Source organism: Acidovorax sp. GW835-FHT14B10, from assembly GCF_058793725.1.
This window is the reverse complement of the sequence record NZ_JBXAGC010000015.1, coordinates 105065-122249: the sequence shown is the minus strand read 5'-3', so window position 1 is coordinate 122249 and position 17185 is coordinate 105065. Positions and strand designations below refer to the sequence as shown.

At 63.9% G+C, this 17185-nt stretch carries 16 protein-coding genes and 1 pseudogene; 6 read left to right on the top strand and 11 right to left on the bottom strand.

The window, feature by feature from the left end:
• Positions 1 to 77: 77 nt before the first annotated feature.
• Positions 78 to 317: pseudogene (locus AC1Q5S_RS13440) on the top strand (Tn3 family transposase); the annotation flags it as partial.
• A gap of 103 nt (positions 318 to 420) precedes the next feature.
• On the opposite strand, the gene AC1Q5S_RS13435 reads toward AC1Q5S_RS13440, so the two are convergent.
• The 3 genes from AC1Q5S_RS13435 to guaB all read right to left on the bottom strand — a co-directional run bounded on the left by AC1Q5S_RS13435 (position 421) and on the right by guaB (position 5085).
• On the bottom strand, positions 421 to 1623 hold the full coding sequence (locus AC1Q5S_RS13435) for a tyrosine-type recombinase/integrase (protein WP_492239003.1): 1203 nt from the start codon (positions 1621 to 1623) through the stop codon (positions 421 to 423).
• A 307-nt stretch (positions 1624 to 1930) separates the two neighbouring features.
• Positions 1931 to 3544, bottom strand: coding sequence for a glutamine-hydrolyzing GMP synthase (gene guaA / locus AC1Q5S_RS13430; RefSeq protein WP_492239002.1), 1614 nt, complete (start codon positions 3542 to 3544; stop codon positions 1931 to 1933).
• A 71-nt stretch (positions 3545 to 3615) separates the two neighbouring features.
• Complete coding sequence (gene guaB / locus AC1Q5S_RS13425; protein WP_303833346.1) at positions 3616 to 5085, bottom strand: IMP dehydrogenase; 1470 nt, start codon at positions 5083 to 5085, stop codon at positions 3616 to 3618.
• A gap of 107 nt (positions 5086 to 5192) precedes the next feature.
• On the opposite strand from guaB, the gene AC1Q5S_RS13420 reads away from it, so the two are divergent.
• Entirely contained in the window at positions 5193 to 5717 is a 525-nt protein-coding gene (locus tag AC1Q5S_RS13420; protein WP_303833345.1) for a DUF4124 domain-containing protein, read from the top strand.
• A gap of 34 nt (positions 5718 to 5751) precedes the next feature.
• On the opposite strand, the gene AC1Q5S_RS13415 is transcribed toward AC1Q5S_RS13420, so the two are convergent.
• Both AC1Q5S_RS13415 and AC1Q5S_RS13410 read right to left on the bottom strand, forming a co-directional pair.
• The gene (locus AC1Q5S_RS13415) at positions 5752 to 6099 is read right to left on the bottom strand and encodes an RnfH family protein (protein WP_303833344.1); all 348 of its coding nucleotides are present in this window, start codon (positions 6097 to 6099) and stop codon (positions 5752 to 5754) included.
• Complete coding sequence (locus AC1Q5S_RS13410) at positions 6092 to 6532, bottom strand: type II toxin-antitoxin system RatA family toxin (protein ID WP_303833343.1); 441 nt, start codon at positions 6530 to 6532, stop codon at positions 6092 to 6094. Before AC1Q5S_RS13410 ends, AC1Q5S_RS13415 begins: the two co-directional genes overlap by 8 nt.
• 133 nt (positions 6533 to 6665) lie before the next feature.
• Here AC1Q5S_RS13410 and smpB point away from each other — a divergent pair, with 133 nt between their 5' ends.
• From smpB to AC1Q5S_RS13390, 4 genes are all read left to right on the top strand, one after another.
• Positions 6666 to 7139, top strand: coding sequence for an SsrA-binding protein SmpB (gene smpB / locus AC1Q5S_RS13405; protein WP_026437053.1), 474 nt, complete (start codon positions 6666 to 6668; stop codon positions 7137 to 7139).
• Positions 7140 to 7238: 99 nt separating this feature from the next.
• Positions 7239 to 7604 carry a COG4315 family predicted lipoprotein gene (locus AC1Q5S_RS13400; RefSeq protein ID WP_492239001.1) on the top strand — a complete coding sequence of 122 codons (366 nt, stop codon included), beginning with the start codon at positions 7239 to 7241 and terminating at the stop codon, positions 7602 to 7604.
• A 29-nt stretch (positions 7605 to 7633) separates the two neighbouring features.
• The gene (locus AC1Q5S_RS13395) at positions 7634 to 8152 is read left to right on the top strand and encodes an RNA polymerase sigma factor (RefSeq protein WP_303833339.1); all 519 of its coding nucleotides are present in this window, start codon (positions 7634 to 7636) and stop codon (positions 8150 to 8152) included.
• Between the two features lie 14 nt (positions 8153 to 8166).
• Complete coding sequence (locus AC1Q5S_RS13390; protein WP_492239000.1) at positions 8167 to 8991, top strand: anti-sigma factor family protein; 825 nt, start codon at positions 8167 to 8169, stop codon at positions 8989 to 8991.
• Positions 8992 to 9037: 46 nt separating this feature from the next.
• On the opposite strand, the gene AC1Q5S_RS13385 is transcribed toward AC1Q5S_RS13390, so the two are convergent.
• The 6 genes from AC1Q5S_RS13385 to infB all read right to left on the bottom strand — a co-directional run bounded on the left by AC1Q5S_RS13385 (position 9038) and on the right by infB (position 17182).
• Positions 9038 to 10141, bottom strand: a complete 1104-nt coding sequence (locus AC1Q5S_RS13385; protein ID WP_303833336.1) for an enoyl-CoA hydratase/isomerase family protein — start codon at positions 10139 to 10141, stop codon at positions 9038 to 9040.
• Positions 10138 to 11010: a DMT family transporter gene (locus tag AC1Q5S_RS13380; RefSeq protein WP_303833335.1), complete on the bottom strand. Its 873-nt coding sequence runs from the start codon at positions 11008 to 11010 to the stop codon at positions 10138 to 10140. Before AC1Q5S_RS13380 ends, AC1Q5S_RS13385 begins: the two co-directional genes overlap by 4 nt.
• Before the next feature lie 108 nt (positions 11011 to 11118).
• On the bottom strand, positions 11119 to 12942 hold the full coding sequence (gene typA, locus AC1Q5S_RS13375; RefSeq protein ID WP_303833333.1) for a translational GTPase TypA: 1824 nt from the start codon (positions 12940 to 12942) through the stop codon (positions 11119 to 11121).
• The gene (gene truB / locus AC1Q5S_RS13370) at positions 12939 to 13931 is read right to left on the bottom strand and encodes a tRNA pseudouridine(55) synthase TruB (RefSeq protein WP_303833331.1); all 993 of its coding nucleotides are present in this window, start codon (positions 13929 to 13931) and stop codon (positions 12939 to 12941) included. Before truB ends, typA begins: the two co-directional genes overlap by 4 nt.
• A 2-nt stretch (positions 13932 to 13933) precedes the next feature.
• Complete coding sequence (rbfA, locus tag AC1Q5S_RS13365; protein ID WP_303833329.1) at positions 13934 to 14305, bottom strand: 30S ribosome-binding factor RbfA; 372 nt, start codon at positions 14303 to 14305, stop codon at positions 13934 to 13936.
• Between the two features lie 15 nt (positions 14306 to 14320).
• Positions 14321 to 17182 carry a translation initiation factor IF-2 gene (gene infB / locus AC1Q5S_RS13360; protein ID WP_492238999.1) on the bottom strand — a complete coding sequence of 954 codons (2862 nt, stop codon included), beginning with the start codon at positions 17180 to 17182 and terminating at the stop codon, positions 14321 to 14323.
• Between the last annotated feature and the right edge of the window lie 3 nt (positions 17183 to 17185).

Sequence of the window (17185 nt, the reverse complement as noted above, 5' to 3'; positions counted from 1 at the left end):
CGATCTACCAACACCACCTCCGCGCCAGTGCTAGCTTTTCGTACCGTCACTTATTGCACTGAAAACGAGGAGACCCCTACCGGGCTAGCGGCCTCAATCTGGTAACGGCTGCCGTCGTGTTGTGGAACACGGTCTATCTGGAACGGGCTGCGCACGCGCTGCGTGGCAACGGCCATGCCGTTGATGACGCGCTGTTGCAGTACCTGTCGCCGCTCGGTTGGGAGCACATCAACCTCACCGGCGATTACCTCTGGCGCAGCAGCGCCAAGATCGGCGCGGGCAAGTTCAGGCCGCTACGACCGCTGCAACCGGCTTAGCGTGCTTTATTTTCCGTTTTCTGAGGCGACCCCCTCAAGTGTCAATGACAGCCGAGGCCAAGGTCGCTGTTCTGGAGGCGCTGCCTACCTGCCCTCCTCTGACTTACGCCTTCGGCCGCTTGAGCGTCCATTCGTCGATCATGTCCGCCCAGTCCTGCAACATCGCCGTCCGCTGCTCGCGGTACTCGGCCTTGTTGTAGACGGCCCTGACGCCTCTCTGTTCGTGCGCCAGGCACTTCTCGATCCAGTCCGTGTTGTAGCCGGCCTCGTGCAACAACGTGCTGGCCGTGCGCCGCAAGTCATGCGGCCCGAACTTGGCGAGCGGCTTTCCCTCCTTCTGCGCCAGCCGATACGTCAGCGTCAGCACCTGGTTGAGCGTGGCGCTGCTCATGGGTAGGTCCGAGTCGTACCGCGACGGCAGCACGTAGTCCGATCCACCGGCGAAGGTTTTCAGGGCAATGAAGATATCCAGCGCCTGGCGGGACAGAAACACCAGGTGCGGATTGCGCCGCTTCATCCGCTCCTTCGGGATCGTCCAAAGCGCGTCGCTGAAATTGATCTCGCTCCAGGTCGCGTTGGTCAGCTCGCTCTTGCGCACCATCGTCAACAGCAGCAGTTTGGCCGCCGCCCGAATGGATGGAGCTGTGCCAATGCGTTCCATGTACTGGTACATCAGGCCGATCTCGTCGGGCGTCAGCGCACGGTCGCGCGGCTCGAATTTGGCGATGGACGTTGGACGCACCAGTTCCGCCGGGTTCTCGACCTTCTGGCCACGCTCGATGGCCCAGCGATAGACCTGCATCACCACCTCGCGGACATGCACTGCCGTTGCCGGCGCGCCGCGCTCCACGATGGCATCGGTCAGTGCCCGCAAGTCCTCGTGGGTAATCTCCACCAGCTTCTGGTTGCCGAATTTCGGCTTCAAGTCGCGCTCGTAGACTGAGCGGCGCATGTCGCGGGTGGAGTCGGCCATCTGGTAGCCGCGCAGCCACTTTTCCGCCCAGGCCCCGAACGTCTCCGCGTCCTTGACGCGGGCCTTCTCCCGCGCCTTCTCCTTGGCCGGTGACTTCCCGGCCGCGATCATCTTCTTGGCCTCGCCCAACCGCTCGCGGGCTTCCGCCAGGGTGATGCCGCCGACACCGTAGCGGCCGAAGGTGATGGTCTCCTGCCTGCCGTGGATCGAGTAGTTGTAGCGGAACGAGATCGCTCCGGCGGCCGTGACGGCTACATAGAGGCCGTCACGGTCATTCACCTTGTAGAGCTTGTCCTTCGGCTTGAGGTTGCGCAGCTTGGTATCGGTCAGCATGGTTCTCGCCCTGATTCAGCTCAAATACCATGATCCGAAAATCGGCCAATCATGGCGTAAAACAACAACAAAATCATTGTGTTACGCCAATTCAATACCATGAACATCCGCAAGGTGGTTGCATGGTATCGGCGACTTCTCATGGCATAGAAGCATTTAATGCCATCCATCATGCCATGAAAAAACGGTGCTTGGCGATGCCAAATGTTGCCAGGCGGTGCCGAACGAAATCACAAAAAAGCCCGCATTGACGCTGGCTTAGGTGTGTTTTCGTGCCACTAGGTGCCAGCCAGTGCCAGACGCCGAATCACTCCCACTCAATCGTCGCCGGGGGTTTGGAGCTGACGTCGTAGGTCACGCGGTTGATGCCGCGTACTTCGTTGATGATGCGCCCCGACACTTTCTTGAGCAGGGCGTAGGGCAGCTCGGCCCAGTCGGCGGTCATGAAGTCGCTGGTCTGCACGGCGCGCAGGGCCACCACATAGTCGTAGGTGCGGCCGTCGCCCATCACGCCCACGCTCTTGACGGGCAGGAAGACGGTGAAGGCCTGGCTGGTGAGGTCGTACCAGGTCTTGCCAGTGGCCTCGTCCACGTGGTTGCGCAGCTCTTCGATGAAGATGGCATCGGCACGGCGCAGCAGGTCGGCATATTCCTTCTTGACCTCGCCCAGGATGCGCACACCCAGGCCGGGGCCGGGGAAAGGGTGGCGGTAGACCATTTCGGGCGGCAGGCCCAGGGCCACGCCCAGTTCACGCACCTCGTCCTTGAACAGGTCGCGCAGCGGCTCCAGCAGCTTGAGGCCCAGTTGCTCGGGCAGGCCGCCCACATTGTGGTGGCTCTTGATGGTGACGGCCTTCTTGCTCTTGGCACCGCCCGATTCGATGACGTCGGGGTAAATGGTGCCCTGGGCCAGCCACTTGGCGCCCTTGGCGCCGTCGCCCTTGAGCTTGGCAGCTTCCTGCTTGAACACGTCGACGAACAGGCCGCCGATGATCTTGCGCTTTTGTTCGGGCTCGCTGACTCCTGCCAGCTTGCCCAGGAACAGGTCACTGGCGTCCACGCGGATGACCTTGGCGTGCAGCTTGCCAACGAACATGTCCATGACCATGTCGCCCTCGTTCAGGCGCAGCAGGCCGTGGTCCACGAACACGCAGGTAAGCTGGTCACCGATGGCGCGGTGGATCAGCGCAGCGGCCACGGACGAGTCCACGCCGCCCGACAGACCCAGGATCACTTCTTCATCGCCCACCTGCTGGCGGATCTGCTCCACCGCCTCGGCGATGTGGTCGCGCATCACCCAGTCGGGCGAGGTGCCGCAGATGCCGAGCACAAAACGATCCAGCAGCGCCCTGCCCTGCACGGTGTGCGTGACTTCGGGGTGGAACTGCACGGCATAGAAGCGGCGGTCTTCGTCGGCCATGCCGGCGATGGGGCAGCTCTCGGTGCTGGCCATGAGCTTGAAGCCCGGGGGCAGCTCGGTGACCTTGTCGCCGTGGCTCATCCACACGTTGAGCATGCCGTGGCCTTCGGGCGTGGTGAAGTCGGCAATGTCTTTGAGCAGCGCGGTGTGGCCGCGTGCACGCACCGCCGCAAAACCGAACTCGCGCTTGTGGCCGCCTTCGACCTTGCCACCGAGCTGGTGCGCCATGGTCTGCATGCCGTAGCAGATGCCCAGCACGGGCACGCCGAGCTGGAACACCGCCTCGGGGGCCTTGTCGGTGGTGTCCTCATACACGCTGGCGTGGCTGCCCGAGAGGATGATGCCCTTGAGCGAGCCGTCCTTGGCGTAGTCGCGCACCCACTCGTCCGTCACGTCGCAGGGATGCACTTCGCAGTACACATGGGCTTCGCGCACGCGGCGTGCGATGAGCTGGGTGACTTGCGAGCCGAAATCAAGGATGAGGATCTTCTGGTGTTGCATGGTGGGCCACAGGAAAAAGACAAAGGCCCGAACACCTGGACATCGGGTTCGGGCCTGTGGTTGCTGAAAAATCAGTCCGCGCGGTAGTTGGGCGCTTCCTTGGTGATCTGCACGTCGTGGACATGGCTTTCGCGGATACCGGCGGTGGTGATCTCGACGAATTCAGCCTTGTTGTTCATGTCCTCGATCGTGGCGCAGCCGCAGTAGCCCATGGCGGCACGCACGCCTCCGGCCATCTGGAACACGATGGAGACCATCGAGCCCTTGTAGGGGACGCGGCCTTCAATACCCTCGGGCACCAGCTTGTCGGCATTGGGGTTGCCCGTGGTCGATTCCTGGAAGTAGCGGTCGGCACTGCCCTGCTGCATGGCGCCAATGGAGCCCATGCCGCGGTAGCTCTTGTAGCTGCGGCCCTGGAACAGGATCACCTCGCCCGGCGCCTCTTCGGTTCCGGCAAACATGCCGCCCATCATGATGGTGCTGGCACCCGCGGCCAGTGCCTTGGCAATGTCGCCGCTGTAGCGCACGCCGCCGTCGGCAATCAGCGGCACGCCCGTACCGCGCAGCGCCGTGGCCACGCTGTCGATGGCCATGATCTGCGGTACACCAACGCCTGCCACAATGCGCGTCGTGCAGATGGAGCCAGGGCCAATGCCGACCTTGACAGCGTCGGCACCGGCCTCGACCAGCGCCAGCGCGGCCGCGCCCGTGGCGATGTTGCCGCCAATCACATCGACCTGTGGGTAGTTCTGCTTGACCCAGCGCACGCGCTCGATGACGCCCTTGCTGTGGCCGTGGGCCGTGTCCACCACGATGGCGTCCACGCCGGCCTTCACCAGGGCCTCGACGCGTTCTTCGGTGCCCTCGCCCACGCCCACCGCCGCACCCACGCGCAAGCGGCCGTTGCTGTCGCGTGCGGCATTGGGAAAGCTGGTCTGCTTGGTGATGTCTTTCACCGTGATCAGGCCCTTGAGCACAAAATCATCATTGATGACCAGCAGCCGCTCCAGCTTGTATTTGTTCAGCAGGGCCTTGGCCTCGCTGGCCGTGGCGCCCTCCTTGACCGTGATGAGTTTTTCACGGGGCGTCATGATCTGGTGCACCTTGACGTCGTAACGGGTTTCAAAGCGCAGATCGCGGCTGGTGACGATACCCACCACCTTGCCACCATCGCACACCGGAAAGCCCGAAATACCCAGCTGCTCCGACAACTCCAGCACCTGGAGCACGGTGTGCTCGGGGGTGATGACGACCGGATCGCGCACCACGCCCGACTCGTACCGCTTGACCTTGGCCACATGGGCGGCCTGCTCCTGGGGCGTAAGGTTCTTGTGCACGATGCCGATGCCGCCCTCCTGGGCGATGGCGATGGCCAGGCGCGCCTCGGTCACGGTGTCCATGGCGGCGGACACCAGCGGCAGGTTCAGCTGGATGTTGCGGGAGAGTTTTGTCGCGAGGGACGTGTCCTTGGGCAGGACCTGGGAGTACGCTGGCACCAGCAACACATCGTCGAAGGTGAGCGCTTTTCCAAGAAGGCGCATGAGAAAGCTCCAAAAAATGGATTGTACCCGCGCGGCCTGTGGCAAAAACGCTGCCACGGAAAGCAACTTGCTGGCAGCGCCATGGAGGCACAGCTAAACTTGCCGCCATGAAAATTCACAAGCTTGTGCTGCTGGCATTCGCCTGCACCTGGTCACTGGGCGCTTCGGCCCAATGGCAATGGATCGATAAGGATGGCCGCAAAGTGTTCAGCGACCGTGCGCCGCCTCTGGACATCCCGGACAAGAGCATCCTGAAGCAGCCGGGAAGCAAGCAGGGAGCCCGTATGGACCCAAGGCCCGCCCTGCCGGCTGGAGCCGCAGAGCCCGCGGCCGCCGCATCCACCCCCAAACTGCCGGCCCTTGCTGCCGGTGGCAAGGACAAGGAACTCGAAGAGAAAAAGGCACAGGCAGAGGCTGCGGAAACGGCCAAGAAAAAATCCGAAGAAGAGAAGATCGCAAAAACCAGGACGGACAACTGCACCCGCGCCCGCCAGGCCAAGGCCACACTCGGCTCTGGCCAGCCCATGATGCACACCAATGCCCAGGGCGAACGGGTTTACCTTGATGAAGCAAGCCGCGCCTCAGAATCCCAACGCATCGACAGCGTCATTGCATCCGATTGCGCGCGGTGATGGTCGGGCTGCCGCCGCCCCCGTTGTCGAGACTTCAGTAGCCCGATTTCCCGCCGGGACGCTGCCGCGCAAACAGGCCGGTGGTGCGGGCGCCCTGGCGCGCAAAGCGCTCGCGCCGGGCCACCTTGGGGTCCACCTTCAAGGGGCGATACACCTCCACCCGATCCCCCGAGGCAAGCATGCAGTCCGGTGCGACCTGACGCCCCCAGACACCGACAGCGGAAGAAGTCACCTCTGCAGCCAACGGTTGCAAGGCCGCGCACATGTTCAGCGCATCGGCCACCGTGGCCCCCTGTGGCAGCTGCAATGCCCACTCGACCGCACTGCGCGGTGCTGCGCAAACCACCACGGTGATGTGCAGCAACCCCTTGTCGTCACCCATACACCTGCTCCGCGCGCTTGACAAAGGCGTCCACCATGCTGGCGGCGATGCGGTCAAAAATGGGGCCCACCAATGCCGCAAGGGTGGCGCTGTCAAACCCGTAGTGCAGCAACAGCTCGACCTTGCAGGCGCGTTGACTGCCATCCGCCACCGGGTGGAAATGCCAATCGCCCTCCAGCCGGGAGAACGGGCCCTTGACCAGGTGCATCTGCACGCGCCGGCCCGCCTCATGGATGTTGCGGGTGACAAAGGTCTGGCGCAAACCGGCCATCGCGATGCCCACCTCGGCCGTCATCCCGTCATCGCCGCGTTCCAGCACCGCCGAGCGGTCGCACCAGGGCAGGAACTGGGGGTAGTGCTCCACCCCCGTCACGAGGGAAAACATTTCTTCGGGGCTGTACCAGATAAGGACGGATTTGTGGACGGTTTTCATGCAGATACGGCTTCGGCGCAACGGAGCGACGGAATCAGCCAGGGGATCCGGGGGAATTTAGAATCGCTCTAGCGAGACCCAACCATTGTAGGGAGGCCTTTTATCTCCCCGTTTGCGCCGCATCTAATCTCTCATGGCCAAAAAACCCGATCCCACGTCCCGCATTGCCGACAACAAAAAGGCTGCCTTCAACTACTTCTTCGAAGAACGCCACGAGGCCGGCATGGTGCTGTATGGCTGGGAAGTCAAGGCGCTGCGCGAGGGCAAGGTGCAGCTGACCGATGGCTATGTGCTCATCCGTGATGGCGAGTTGTACCTGCTGGGCTGCCTGATCAATCCCCTCAAGACCGCCTCCACCCACGTCAACCCCGAGGCAGCACGCACCAAGAAGCTGCTGCTCAAGAAGGACGACATCAAACGCCTGATCGGAAAGGTCGAGCAAAAAGGCTACACCCTGGTGCCCATCAACCTGCATTGGAAAAATGGTTTTGTGAAATGCGAGATTGCCCTGGCCAAGGGCAAGGCGGAACATGACAAGCGCGACACCATCAAGGACCGCGAAGGCAAGCGCGAGGTCGAACGCGCCATGAAAAGCCGCAACCGCTAGCGATCCTGGAGGGTGGCGGGAATAAATCACCGCCCCCATGTGTTTATCCGCATGCAGGCCGCATTTCGCGTTCGCCTGCCCCCTTGTCCGGAGAAACCCATGAAAAAACTCTTGCCCATCACCGCGCTCTTTGCGCTTGCCGCCTGCTCCTCCATGGCCCAGTCACCCGTCAAACCCATGGATGGCGTGCTGGTCGGTGCAGGCAACATGACGCTCTACACCTTTGACCGCGACATCGCGGGCAGCGGAAAGTCCGTCTGCAACGGCCCCTGTGCCACCAACTGGCCACCCGTGATGGCGGCCCCCGCACAAGCCGGCGGCGACTACAGCGTCATCACCCGCGACGACGGAAAAACCCAGCTGGCTTACAAGGGAAAACCGCTGCACTACTGGTCCAAGGACGCAAAACCCGGCGACAAGACCGGTGACGGCTTCAACCAGGTCTGGCACGCTGCACGCCCCTGAATCCTTCCCCCGGCCACTGACATCGCGCCATGGATCGCACCCAGGTTGTCGAGCAGCTTCCCGGTCTGCGCCGCTATGCCCGGGTGCTGACGGGCGACTCCTGGGCGGCCGACGATCTCGTGCAGGACACGCTGGAGCGGGCCTGCAGCAAATGGCGGCTGTGGCGCAGCGGCAGTGATTTGCGCGCCTGGCTGTTCACCCTGATGCACAACCTGTATCTCAACCAGCGCCGCGCCATGCCCTCCCTGCAGCGGCTGGAGCTGGAGGACGTTCAGGACACCCTGCAAGCCAGTGCACGCCCGTCGGACGATGCGCTCGATCTGGAGCGCTGCCTGCAGCGCCTGCCTGCCGAGCAGCGCGCCGTGCTGCTGCTGGTGACGCTGGAAGACCTCAGCTACGAGGACACGGCCCGCATTCTGGACATTCCGGTGGGTACCGTCATGTCGCGGCTGTCGCGCGCACGCAGCCGCCTGCGCGCACTCATGGAACGCACACCCGCGACCGCGCCCGTACCAGGCCAGCCCCCCGTGCTGCGCCGCCTCAAATGATTCCGGCCTCTGCCATGGACCACTCCACCCCCTTCCCTGCCGGCTCCGACCCTGCGTGGCACGCACTGGTGGATGGCCGGCTGCCCCCCGCCGACGCCCGGGCGCTGCAGCAGCAACTGGCCGCCGATGCCCCGGCACAAGCCACTGTCGCGCAATGGCAGGCGCAGCGCCGGCAGTTGCGCGCCCTGCACCAGGACATGCTGGATACGCCCGTGCCGGATGCGCTGCTGCAGACCCTTGCGCGCGCCACGGCGCGCAGGGCCGAGCGGCATCGCCAATGGTGGCGCTGGGGCGGCATGGCGGCCTCGGTGCTGGTGGCGTTTGCACTGGGATGGGCGGGCCGGGGCCAGTGGCCGGCGGCGGCACCCACCGGCCTCCTGGCCCTGAACGCAGGTACACCCCAGCAGCGATTTGCGGTGCAAGCCGCCATGGCCCATGCCGTGTACCAGCCCGAACAACGCCATCCCGTGGAGGTGCCGGCCGCCCAGCAGGAGCATCTGGTGCAATGGCTTTCCAAGCGCCTGGGGCGCCCCCTGACAGTGCCGGTGCTGACGGCACAGGGCTACGATCTGGTGGGGGGACGGCTGCTGCCCGGTGATACCGGCGCACGCGCGCAATTCATGTACCAGAACGGCGCAGGCGAGCGCGTCACGCTGTACCTGGGTGCGCTGGCGCCAGCGACCCAGCCCAGACATTCCGAAACCGCCTTTCGCTTTACCCAGGAAGGCACTGTCTCCGGTTTTTACTGGACGGATCAGGGCTTTGGCTATGCGCTCAGTGGACAGATCCCCCGCCCTGCACTGCAGGCGCTCGCCACTGCGGTGCACCAGCAGCTCTGAAGCGAGGCACCCGCCTTGGCGACACGCACCCAGCGCCGCGCGCCCGTCAGCGCAGCGCGGCCAGGGGATGTGCGTAGGCAGGCCAGGGGCTGGCGAAGAACGGGGCCACCATCTCCGGCGCCACGTCTTCGATGCGCGCAGGGTTCCATTGGGGGGCATGGTCCTTGTCCACCGCCAGGGCGCGGATGCCTTCCACCGTCTCGCTCTGGCCGGCACGCAGGAAAAAGCAGTGGCGCACCATGTCGCGCTCCATGCGCAGATCGTCGGCCAGGCCCATGCCGCGCGCACGGCGGATCTGCTCCAGCACCACATGCAGCATCAGCGGCGAGCGCTTGCGCAGCGTGGCCGCCGTGCTGCGCGCCCATTCGCTGTCTGCGGCGTCCAGTGCAGCCGTGATGGCGGCCACGCTGTCCAGCGAAAAATACTGATCGATTTGGCCTCTGATGCCCGCCATTTTTTCGTCAGCAGCTACCATTTTAGAAGCAATCAAGGCCTTCACGGCGGCACCGTCGGCAAAGGTCTGCGTGCTCAGGGCGTCCCAGACCGTGGCCTGTGCGTCCAGCGGCAGGCAGCCGTCAGCCAGGCCGAAGGCGATGGCGTCACCGGCGCCAATGGTGTCGCCGGTCAGGGCCAGCCACTCGCCCACATGGCCGGGGCAGCGGCTCAGGAAATAGCCGCCACCCACGTCGGGAAACAGGCCAATCGCCGTCTCGGGCATGGCCATCTTGGTGCGCTCGGTCACCACGCGCAGGGCTGCACCCTGGCTGATGCCCATGCCGCCGCCCATGACGATGCCATCCATGAAGGCGATGTAGGGCTTGCCGTAGTTGTGGATCAGGTGGTTGAGCGCATATTCCTCGGTGAAGAAGTCTTCGAGCAGCGGATTGCCCTGGCTGCCCGCCTGGTGCAGAAAGCGGATGTCGCCGCCCGCGCAAAAGGCCCCGAACGGGCCATCCTTGTTGCTGCCACGGATGGCCACGGCCAGCACGCGCGCGTCGTCCTTCCAGGCCAGCAGGATGGCCATGAGATCCCGCACCATGCCCAAGGACAGCGCGTTGAGCGCCCGCGGACGGTTCAATGTAATGAAGCCCACCTGGCCTCGCACCTCGCTCAGCACCTCACTCGATATCTGCATTGTCATCTCCGTCATTTTTGTTCCTTCCAAGCTAAAAACTCATTGAGCACCAGGGCGCCAACCACCAGCAGGCCCCCGGTGAGCACGGTCGAACCGGGGCGCTCACCGGCACCGGCCCAGGCCAGCAAGATGCCGAAGATAACCTCCAGCAGGCCCAGCAATGCCATTTCGGGCGCCTTGAGCACGCGTGCACAGCGCACCGCCAGCACGCACGGAATGGCCAGCTGAAACAGCCCGAGCAACGCCAGCAGCAGGATATCGTGGCCGGTGGCCTGAAACGGCCACGCCAGCGGCAAGGTGGCCAGCGCCGAAAACACGGCCCCCACCAGGACCGCAGGCACCAGGTCCACGGCATGGCCATGCTGCTGTGAAGATTGGACCACGGTCCAATTGGCAGCGGCCGCCACCGGTATGCACAAGGCTACCAGGGTACCCACCAGCGGCAGCCCGGCCATCTGCGCGCCGTACATCCACGCCATGCCCACGCCGGCAATGGCAATCGCCACCCAGGTGCGCAGCGCAATCCGGTGCCCGATGAAGATGCGCGCAAACAGGGCCGTGAGCAGAGGCCCCGCCGCCATGGTCACCAGCACATTCGCCACCGGCATGAGCATCATGGCGACCATGAAGGTGGTGAACATCACGCTCCAGCACAGGCCGGAGAGCCACAGGGCAGCGCCGCCGCGGCGCATGGCCGACAACACGCCGCGTCCCTGCGCCGCCGGCAGGATCACCAGCAGCGAGATCACGGTGAAAAAGCTGCGCCAGAAGGTCACTTCAAAGCTGCGCGCATGCTCCAGGTGGCGCGTCACCACGCCAGCCATGGACCACAGCAGCGTGATCAGGAGCATCAACACAACGGCCCGGGAATGCGTGAGTTTCATGAAAATTGCGCTGAACGGAAAACCTTCAAACGACAAAAAGGCCACTGCACTGCAGTGGCCCCTCGGAACCTGCCGCCTTCAAGGCCTCAGGCCCCGGGGAACGGCAGCTCAGCTGCGGCCAGCGCGCTTGCGCTCGTTCTCGGTCAGGTGGCGCTTGCGCAGGCGCACGGACTTGGGCGTGATCTCGACCAGCTCGTCGTCCTCGATGAACTCCACGCCGTATTCCAGCGTGAGGTCGATCGGAGGCGTGATCTTGATCGCGTCTTCCTTGCCGGAAACGCGGAAGTTGGTCAGCTGCTTGGTGCGCGTGGCGTTCACCACCAGGTCGTTGTCGCGGCTGTGGATGCCGACGATCATGCCTTCGTACACCGGATCGTTGGCCTTCACGAACATGCGGCCACGGTCGTCCAGCTTGCCCAGGGCGTAGGTGAAGATTTCACCGTCGTCCATGGAAATCAGCACGCCGTTCTTGCGGCCGCCGATGTCGCCCTTGTGCGGCTCGTAGCTGTCGAAGATGTTGCTGATCAGACCCGAGCCGCGCGTCAGGTTCAGGAATTCGTTGGTGAAACCGATCAGGCCACGGGCCGGGATGCGGTATTCCAGGCGCACGCGGCCACGGCCGTCGGACTCCATGTTCACCAGCTCGCCCTTGCGCTCACCCAGGGCCTGCATCACGCCGCCCTGGTGGCCTTCTTCGATGTCGGCCGTCACCAGTTCGATGGGCTCGTGCTTGACGCCGTCGATGTCCTTGAACACCACGCGGGGCTTGGACACGGCCAGCTCGTAGCCTTCGCGGCGCATGTTCTCCAAGAGGATGGTCAGGTGCAGTTCACCACGGCCCATCACTTCGAAGATGCCTTCCTCGGCGGTCTCGTTCACGCGCAGGGCCACGTTGTGCTGCAGTTCCTTTTGCAGGCGGTCCCAGATCTGGCGGCTGGTCACGAACTTGCCTTCACGGCCTGCCAGTGGCGAGGTGTTCACGCAGAAGTTCATGGTCAGCGTGGGCTCGTCCACCTTCAGCATGGGCAGGGGCGCGGGGTTGGCGGGGTCGGTCACGGTCACGCCGATGCCGATGTCCTCGATGCCGTTGATCAGCACGATGTCGCCAGGGCCGGCCATCGGCGTCTGCATGCGATCGAGGCCCTGGAAGGTCAGCACCTGGTTCACACGGCCCTTGACAGCCTTGCCGCCTGGGCCTTCCATGACGACCACGTCCATCATGGGCTTCAAGGTGCCCTGGCTGATGCGGCCCACACCGATGCGGCCCACGAAGGTGGAGAAATCGAGTGCCGAGATCTGCAGCTGCAGCGGAGCGTCTGGGTTGCCCGTGTTCGGTGGCACGTGCTTCAGGATGGTGTCGAACAGGGCCGACATGTCGGGACCCCACTGCTCACCGGGCGCGCCTTCTTCCAGCGACGACCAGCCGTTGATGCCCGAGGCGTACACCACGGGAAAGTCCAGCTGCTCATCGGTAGCGCCCAGCTTGTCGAACAGATCGAACGCAGCGTTCACCACCTTGTCGGGGTTGGCACCGGGCTTGTCCACCTTGTTCACCACCAGGATGGGGCGCAGGCCCAAGGCCAGGGCCTTCTTGGTCACGAAACGCGTCTGGGGCATGGGGCCTTCCTGCGCGTCAATCAGCAGCACCACGCTGTCCACCATGGACAGCGCACGCTCCACTTCACCGCCAAAGTCCGCGTGGCCGGGGGTGTCCACGATGTTGATGTGCGTGCCCTTCCAGCTCACGGCGCAGTTCTTGGCCAGGATGGTGATGCCGCGCTCTTTTTCAATCGCGTTGTTGTCCATCACGGTATCGACGACCTTTTCGTGGTCGGCGAAGGTGCCGGACTGGCGCAGCAGCTGGTCGACCATGGTGGTTTTGCCATGGTCAACGTGGGCGATGATGGCGATGTTGCGGATTTGTTTGCTCATAATGTTTCCATAATGCCGGCAGCCACTGGGCCCGGCGTACTTTGCAGGATTTGTTGAATTTCGATGGGGCTCAGCAAGCGATCAGGGATCAGCTCGCCTGCTACCGTATGGGCCACGCCCAGCAGCGCGCGCGGCGCCTGACCAAACACGGCCACGGCGCGGGCATCGGGCCACTGGCCACGTCGGCGCACCCCGGACAGGAAGCGTGCAGCATCTTCGCTGCCCAGTGTGACGGGCAGGTGATCGGCCAGCAGGGATTCTGCCGGCAGCAGGCAGGCCAGCCGCTGCGCTTCGTCCATGGCCTCGAGTGCGGGCAAGGTGACGCAGCGCGCGATGCCGAGACCGCCCGTGTCAATGCGGCGCAAAGAGGTCAGGTGGGCGCCACAACCGAGTGCCGCTCCGATGTCTTCGCCCAGCGTGCGGATATAGGTACCTTTGCTGCATGTAACTATTAATTTGAGAGCTGGTTGCGCTTGACCATCAAGCGCCAGAGCCACATTCAATGCATAAATTTGGACATTGCGCGCCGGGCGCTCGATCTCAATGCCCGCACGCGCGTACTCGTACAGCGCCTTCCCGTCTTTCTTGAGCGCGCTGTGCATCGGCGGTACCTGCGAGATCGGGCCGGTGAACCGGCGCTGCACATCGGCCAGTCGCTCGGGTGTCAGCATGGACCCATCGACCGCACACTCGCGCACCACCTCGCCCTCGGCATCCCCTGTGCTCGTGACCACGCCCAGACGCGCAACGGCCTCGTAGGTCTTGGGTGCATCCAGCTGCAACTGGCTGAACTTGGTGGCAGCGCCAAAGCACAGTGGCAATACACCGGTGGCCAGAGGATCCAACGTGCCGGTATGGCCCGCCTTTTCCGCGCGCAGCAGCCACTTCACCTTTTGCAAGGCGTCGTTGCTCGACAGGCCGAGCGGTTTATCGAGCAGCAACACCCCATGCACAGGGCGCCGCTGCACCCTGGTGCGTGGCGCGTTCATGGTCAGTCTTCCTTGGCGCGCGAGGAAACGGCCTTGGCGATCAAGGCGTTCATGTCGGCGGCACGCTCGGAAGTGCGGTCAAACACGAAATGCAGCGTGGGCACCGTGTGGATGTGCAGGCGCTTGAACAGCCCATTGCGCAGGAATCCCGCAGCCTGGTTGAGCGCTGCCTGCGTTTCCACGGGGTCGCCCATCAACAGGCTGAAGAACACCTTGGCGTGGGCGTAATCGGGGGTGACCTCCACGCCCTGCAGCGTCACCATGCCCACGCGCGGGTCTTTCAACTCGCGCGCGATCAGCTCCGTCAGATCGCGCTGGATCTGATCGGCCACCTTGAAGGCGCGGTTGGGGGTAGAGGATTTCTTCGCTGCCATAGAGTCGTCGTTGCCTTACAGCGTCCGGGCGATTTCCTTGATGTCAAAGAATTCGAGGTGATCACCTTCCTTGATGTCGTTGTAGTTCTTGAGCTTGATACCGCACTCAAAACCTTCCTTGACTTCCTTGACATCGTCCTTGAGGCGCTTGACCGAATCGACGTCGCCGGTGTAGACCACCACGTTGTCGCGCAACAGACGGAACTTGGCATTGCGGTGCACCATGCCGGACGTGATGTACGAACCCGCAACGGTACCGATCTTGGACGCCACGAACACGGTACGGATCTCGGCCGTGCCGATGATTTCCTCGCGCTGCTCGGGGGCCAGCATGCCGGACATGGCCACCTTCAGCTCATCGACGGCGTCGTAGATGATGCTGTAGTAGTGCAGATCCACACCATTGCTCTCGGCGAGCTTGCGCGCACCGGCGTCGGCACGCACGTTGAAGCCGATCACGATGGCCTTGGAGGCAATCGCCAGGTTGATGTCGGACTCGCTGATGGCGCCCACGGCGGCATACACCAGCTGCACCTTGACTTCATCCGTCGACAGTTTGAGCAGCGACTGGGCCAGTGCCTCCTGCGAACCCTGCACATCGGCCTTGACAATGATGGGCAGCATCTTGACTTCGCCCGCCGTCATGTCGGCAAACATGTTCTCCAGCTTGGCCGCCTGCTGCTTGGCCAGCTTGGTGTTGCGGAACTTGCCGGCACGGTAGGTGGCAACTTCGCGCGCACGGCGCTCATCGGTCAGCACCATGAAATCGTCACCGGCCTGCGGCACTTCGGTCAGACCCTGGATTTCAACCGGGATCGACGGACCCGCCGTCTTGGCGACCCTGCCGCCCTCATCGAGCATGGCGCGCACACGGCCATAGGTCTGGCCCGCCAGCACCACGTCGCCCACCTTCAGGGTACCGGACTGCACCAGCACGGTCGCCACAGGGCCGCGGCCCTTGTCGAGCTTGGCTTCGATCACCAGGCCCTTGGCCAGCGAATCGACGGGGGCCTTGAGTTCCAGCACTTCGGCTTGCAACAGCACCTGCTCCAGCAGCGTGTCGATGCCCATGCCGGTCTTGGAAGACACCGGCACGAAAGGCGAATCGCCACCGTACTCTTCGGGAACCACCTCTTCCACCACGAGCTCCTGCTTGACGCGGTCGGGGTTGGCATCGGGCTTGTCGGCCTTGGTGATCGCCACCACGATAGGAACACCGGCCGCCTTGGCGTGCTTGATGGCTTCCTTGGTCTGGGGCATGACGCCATCGTCGGCCGCCACCACCAGAATCACGATGTCGGTGGCCTGGGCGCCACGGGCACGCATGGCCGTGAAAGCCTCGTGGCCCGGGGTATCGAGGAACGAAATCATGCCGCGTGGCGTTTCCACGTGGTAGGCGCCAATGTGCTGCGTGATGCCGCCCGCCTCGCCCGAGGCGACCTTGGCACGGCGGATGTAGTCCAGCAGCGAGGTCTTGCCGTGATCGACGTGACCCATCACGGTGACGACCGGCGCGCGCGGCAGAACGGCCACGTCCTGCTGCGCCGAATCCTCGTCGGTGAAGGCTTCCGGATCGTCCAGCGCCGCCACCACGGCCTTGTGGCCCATTTCTTCCACCACGATCATGGCGGTGTCCTGGTCCAGCGGCTGGTTCATGGTGACCATCTGGCCCATCTTCATCAGCGCCTTGATGACCTCGGAAGCCTTGATGGACATCTTGTGCGCCAGTTCGGCCACCGTGATGGTTTCAGGCACATGCACTTCAATGGTGCGCGCTTCCACCGGAGCGGACTGCTGGTGGTTGTCGTCGCGGTGATCGCGACCGTCGCCACGGCGGCCACGCGGGCCACCACGCCAGTTGTTGCGACCGACACCGCCGCTGCTGTCGCCGCGGGTCTTGATTTCCTTTTTCTTGGCCGTGTCATTGGCCCAGCTGGAAGACAGCTTGGCCGACTTGACTTCCTTGCCGGCGGCAGCTCCCGGAGCGGCAGGCGTGCCCGGACGCGCAGCCACACCAGTCCCCACTGCAGGCTTGTGCAGCGTGCCTTTCTTGGCGTCACCCACGGCCGCAGGCTTGGCAACAGGCTTGAGCTCTTCCGGCTTCTTGGCCACCATGACCGCCTTCTTGGGCGTGGCCATCATGGAGCGGATGGCCGCAGCTTCTGCTTCGGCCTTGCGGCGACGTGCGTCGAGATCCGCCGCACGGGCCGCTTCCTCGTCAGAGCGGGCTTTCGACTCCACGGCAGCCTTCTCGCGTGCTTCGTTCTGTGCCGCAGCGCGCGCAGCCGCTTCAGCAGCCTGCTCGCGGGTAGCCTCCTGCTTGACGGCCGAGGCCTGGGCCTTCTTGCTGGCCTCCTGGGCGGCGTATGCGGCGGCGCGCTCTTCGGCTTCGCGCTCGCGCTGTTCACGGGCTTCGCGCTCGGCGCGCTTTGCGACCAGTTCGGCCTCCTGGCGGCGAATCAGCTCGGCCTGGCGGCTGGCCTCTTCCTCACGGCGGGCCAGTTCAATGTCTTCGCTGGACACAGCCGTTGCTTCTGCCATGGATTCTGTGGACTCGGCAGCCGCCTCAACACCTTCATCACGCTGGATGAACGTGCGCTTCTTGCGCACTTCCACCTGGATCGTGCGTGCCTTGCCGGTGGCGTCGGCCTGCTTGATCTCGCTGGTGGACTTCTTCACCAGCGTGATCTTCTTGCGATCGACCGAGGCCGTGCCATGGCTGGCCTGCAGATAGGCGAGCAGCTTTTGCTTGTCCGACTCGGTCAACGCGTCGGAAGGGGCAGCCTTGCCCACGCCCGCAGCCTTGAGCTGATCAAGCAGGATTTCAGGTGATTTTTTGAGTTCGGTTGCAAACTCGGCGACAGTATTACTGGACATATG

Excerpts from the sequence above, each read along its gene's own strand:
- guaB (WP_303833346.1), bottom strand. The coding sequence starts at position 5,085 with ATGCGCCTTCTTGGAAAAGCGCTCACCTTCGACGATGTGTTGCTGGTG.
- AC1Q5S_RS13415 (WP_303833344.1), bottom strand. The coding sequence starts at position 6,099 with ATGGGTGACGACAAGGGGTTGCTGCACATCACCGTGGTGGTTTGCGCA.
- AC1Q5S_RS13385 (WP_303833336.1), bottom strand. The coding sequence starts at position 10,141 with ATGACGGAGATGACAATGCAGATATCGAGTGAGGTGCTGAGCGAGGTG.
- AC1Q5S_RS13420 (WP_303833345.1), top strand. The coding sequence starts at position 5,193 with ATGAAAATTCACAAGCTTGTGCTGCTGGCATTCGCCTGCACCTGGTCA.
- guaA (WP_492239002.1), bottom strand. The coding sequence starts at position 3,544 with ATGCAACACCAGAAGATCCTCATCCTTGATTTCGGCTCGCAAGTCACC.
- AC1Q5S_RS13395 (WP_303833339.1), top strand. The coding sequence starts at position 7,634 with ATGGATCGCACCCAGGTTGTCGAGCAGCTTCCCGGTCTGCGCCGCTAT.
- truB (WP_303833331.1), bottom strand. The coding sequence starts at position 13,931 with ATGAACGCGCCACGCACCAGGGTGCAGCGGCGCCCTGTGCATGGGGTG.
- rbfA (WP_303833329.1), bottom strand. The coding sequence starts at position 14,305 with ATGGCAGCGAAGAAATCCTCTACCCCCAACCGCGCCTTCAAGGTGGCC.
- AC1Q5S_RS13410 (WP_303833343.1), bottom strand. The coding sequence starts at position 6,532 with ATGAAAACCGTCCACAAATCCGTCCTTATCTGGTACAGCCCCGAAGAA.
- smpB (WP_026437053.1), top strand. The coding sequence starts at position 6,666 with ATGGCCAAAAAACCCGATCCCACGTCCCGCATTGCCGACAACAAAAAG.
- AC1Q5S_RS13435 (WP_492239003.1), bottom strand. The coding sequence starts at position 1,623 with ATGCTGACCGATACCAAGCTGCGCAACCTCAAGCCGAAGGACAAGCTC.
- AC1Q5S_RS13400 (WP_492239001.1), top strand. The coding sequence starts at position 7,239 with ATGAAAAAACTCTTGCCCATCACCGCGCTCTTTGCGCTTGCCGCCTGC.
- infB (WP_492238999.1), bottom strand. The coding sequence starts at position 17,182 with ATGTCCAGTAATACTGTCGCCGAGTTTGCAACCGAACTCAAAAAATCA.
- AC1Q5S_RS13390 (WP_492239000.1), top strand. The coding sequence starts at position 8,167 with ATGGACCACTCCACCCCCTTCCCTGCCGGCTCCGACCCTGCGTGGCAC.
- typA (WP_303833333.1), bottom strand. The coding sequence starts at position 12,942 with ATGAGCAAACAAATCCGCAACATCGCCATCATCGCCCACGTTGACCAT.
- AC1Q5S_RS13380 (WP_303833335.1), bottom strand. The coding sequence starts at position 11,010 with ATGAAACTCACGCATTCCCGGGCCGTTGTGTTGATGCTCCTGATCACG.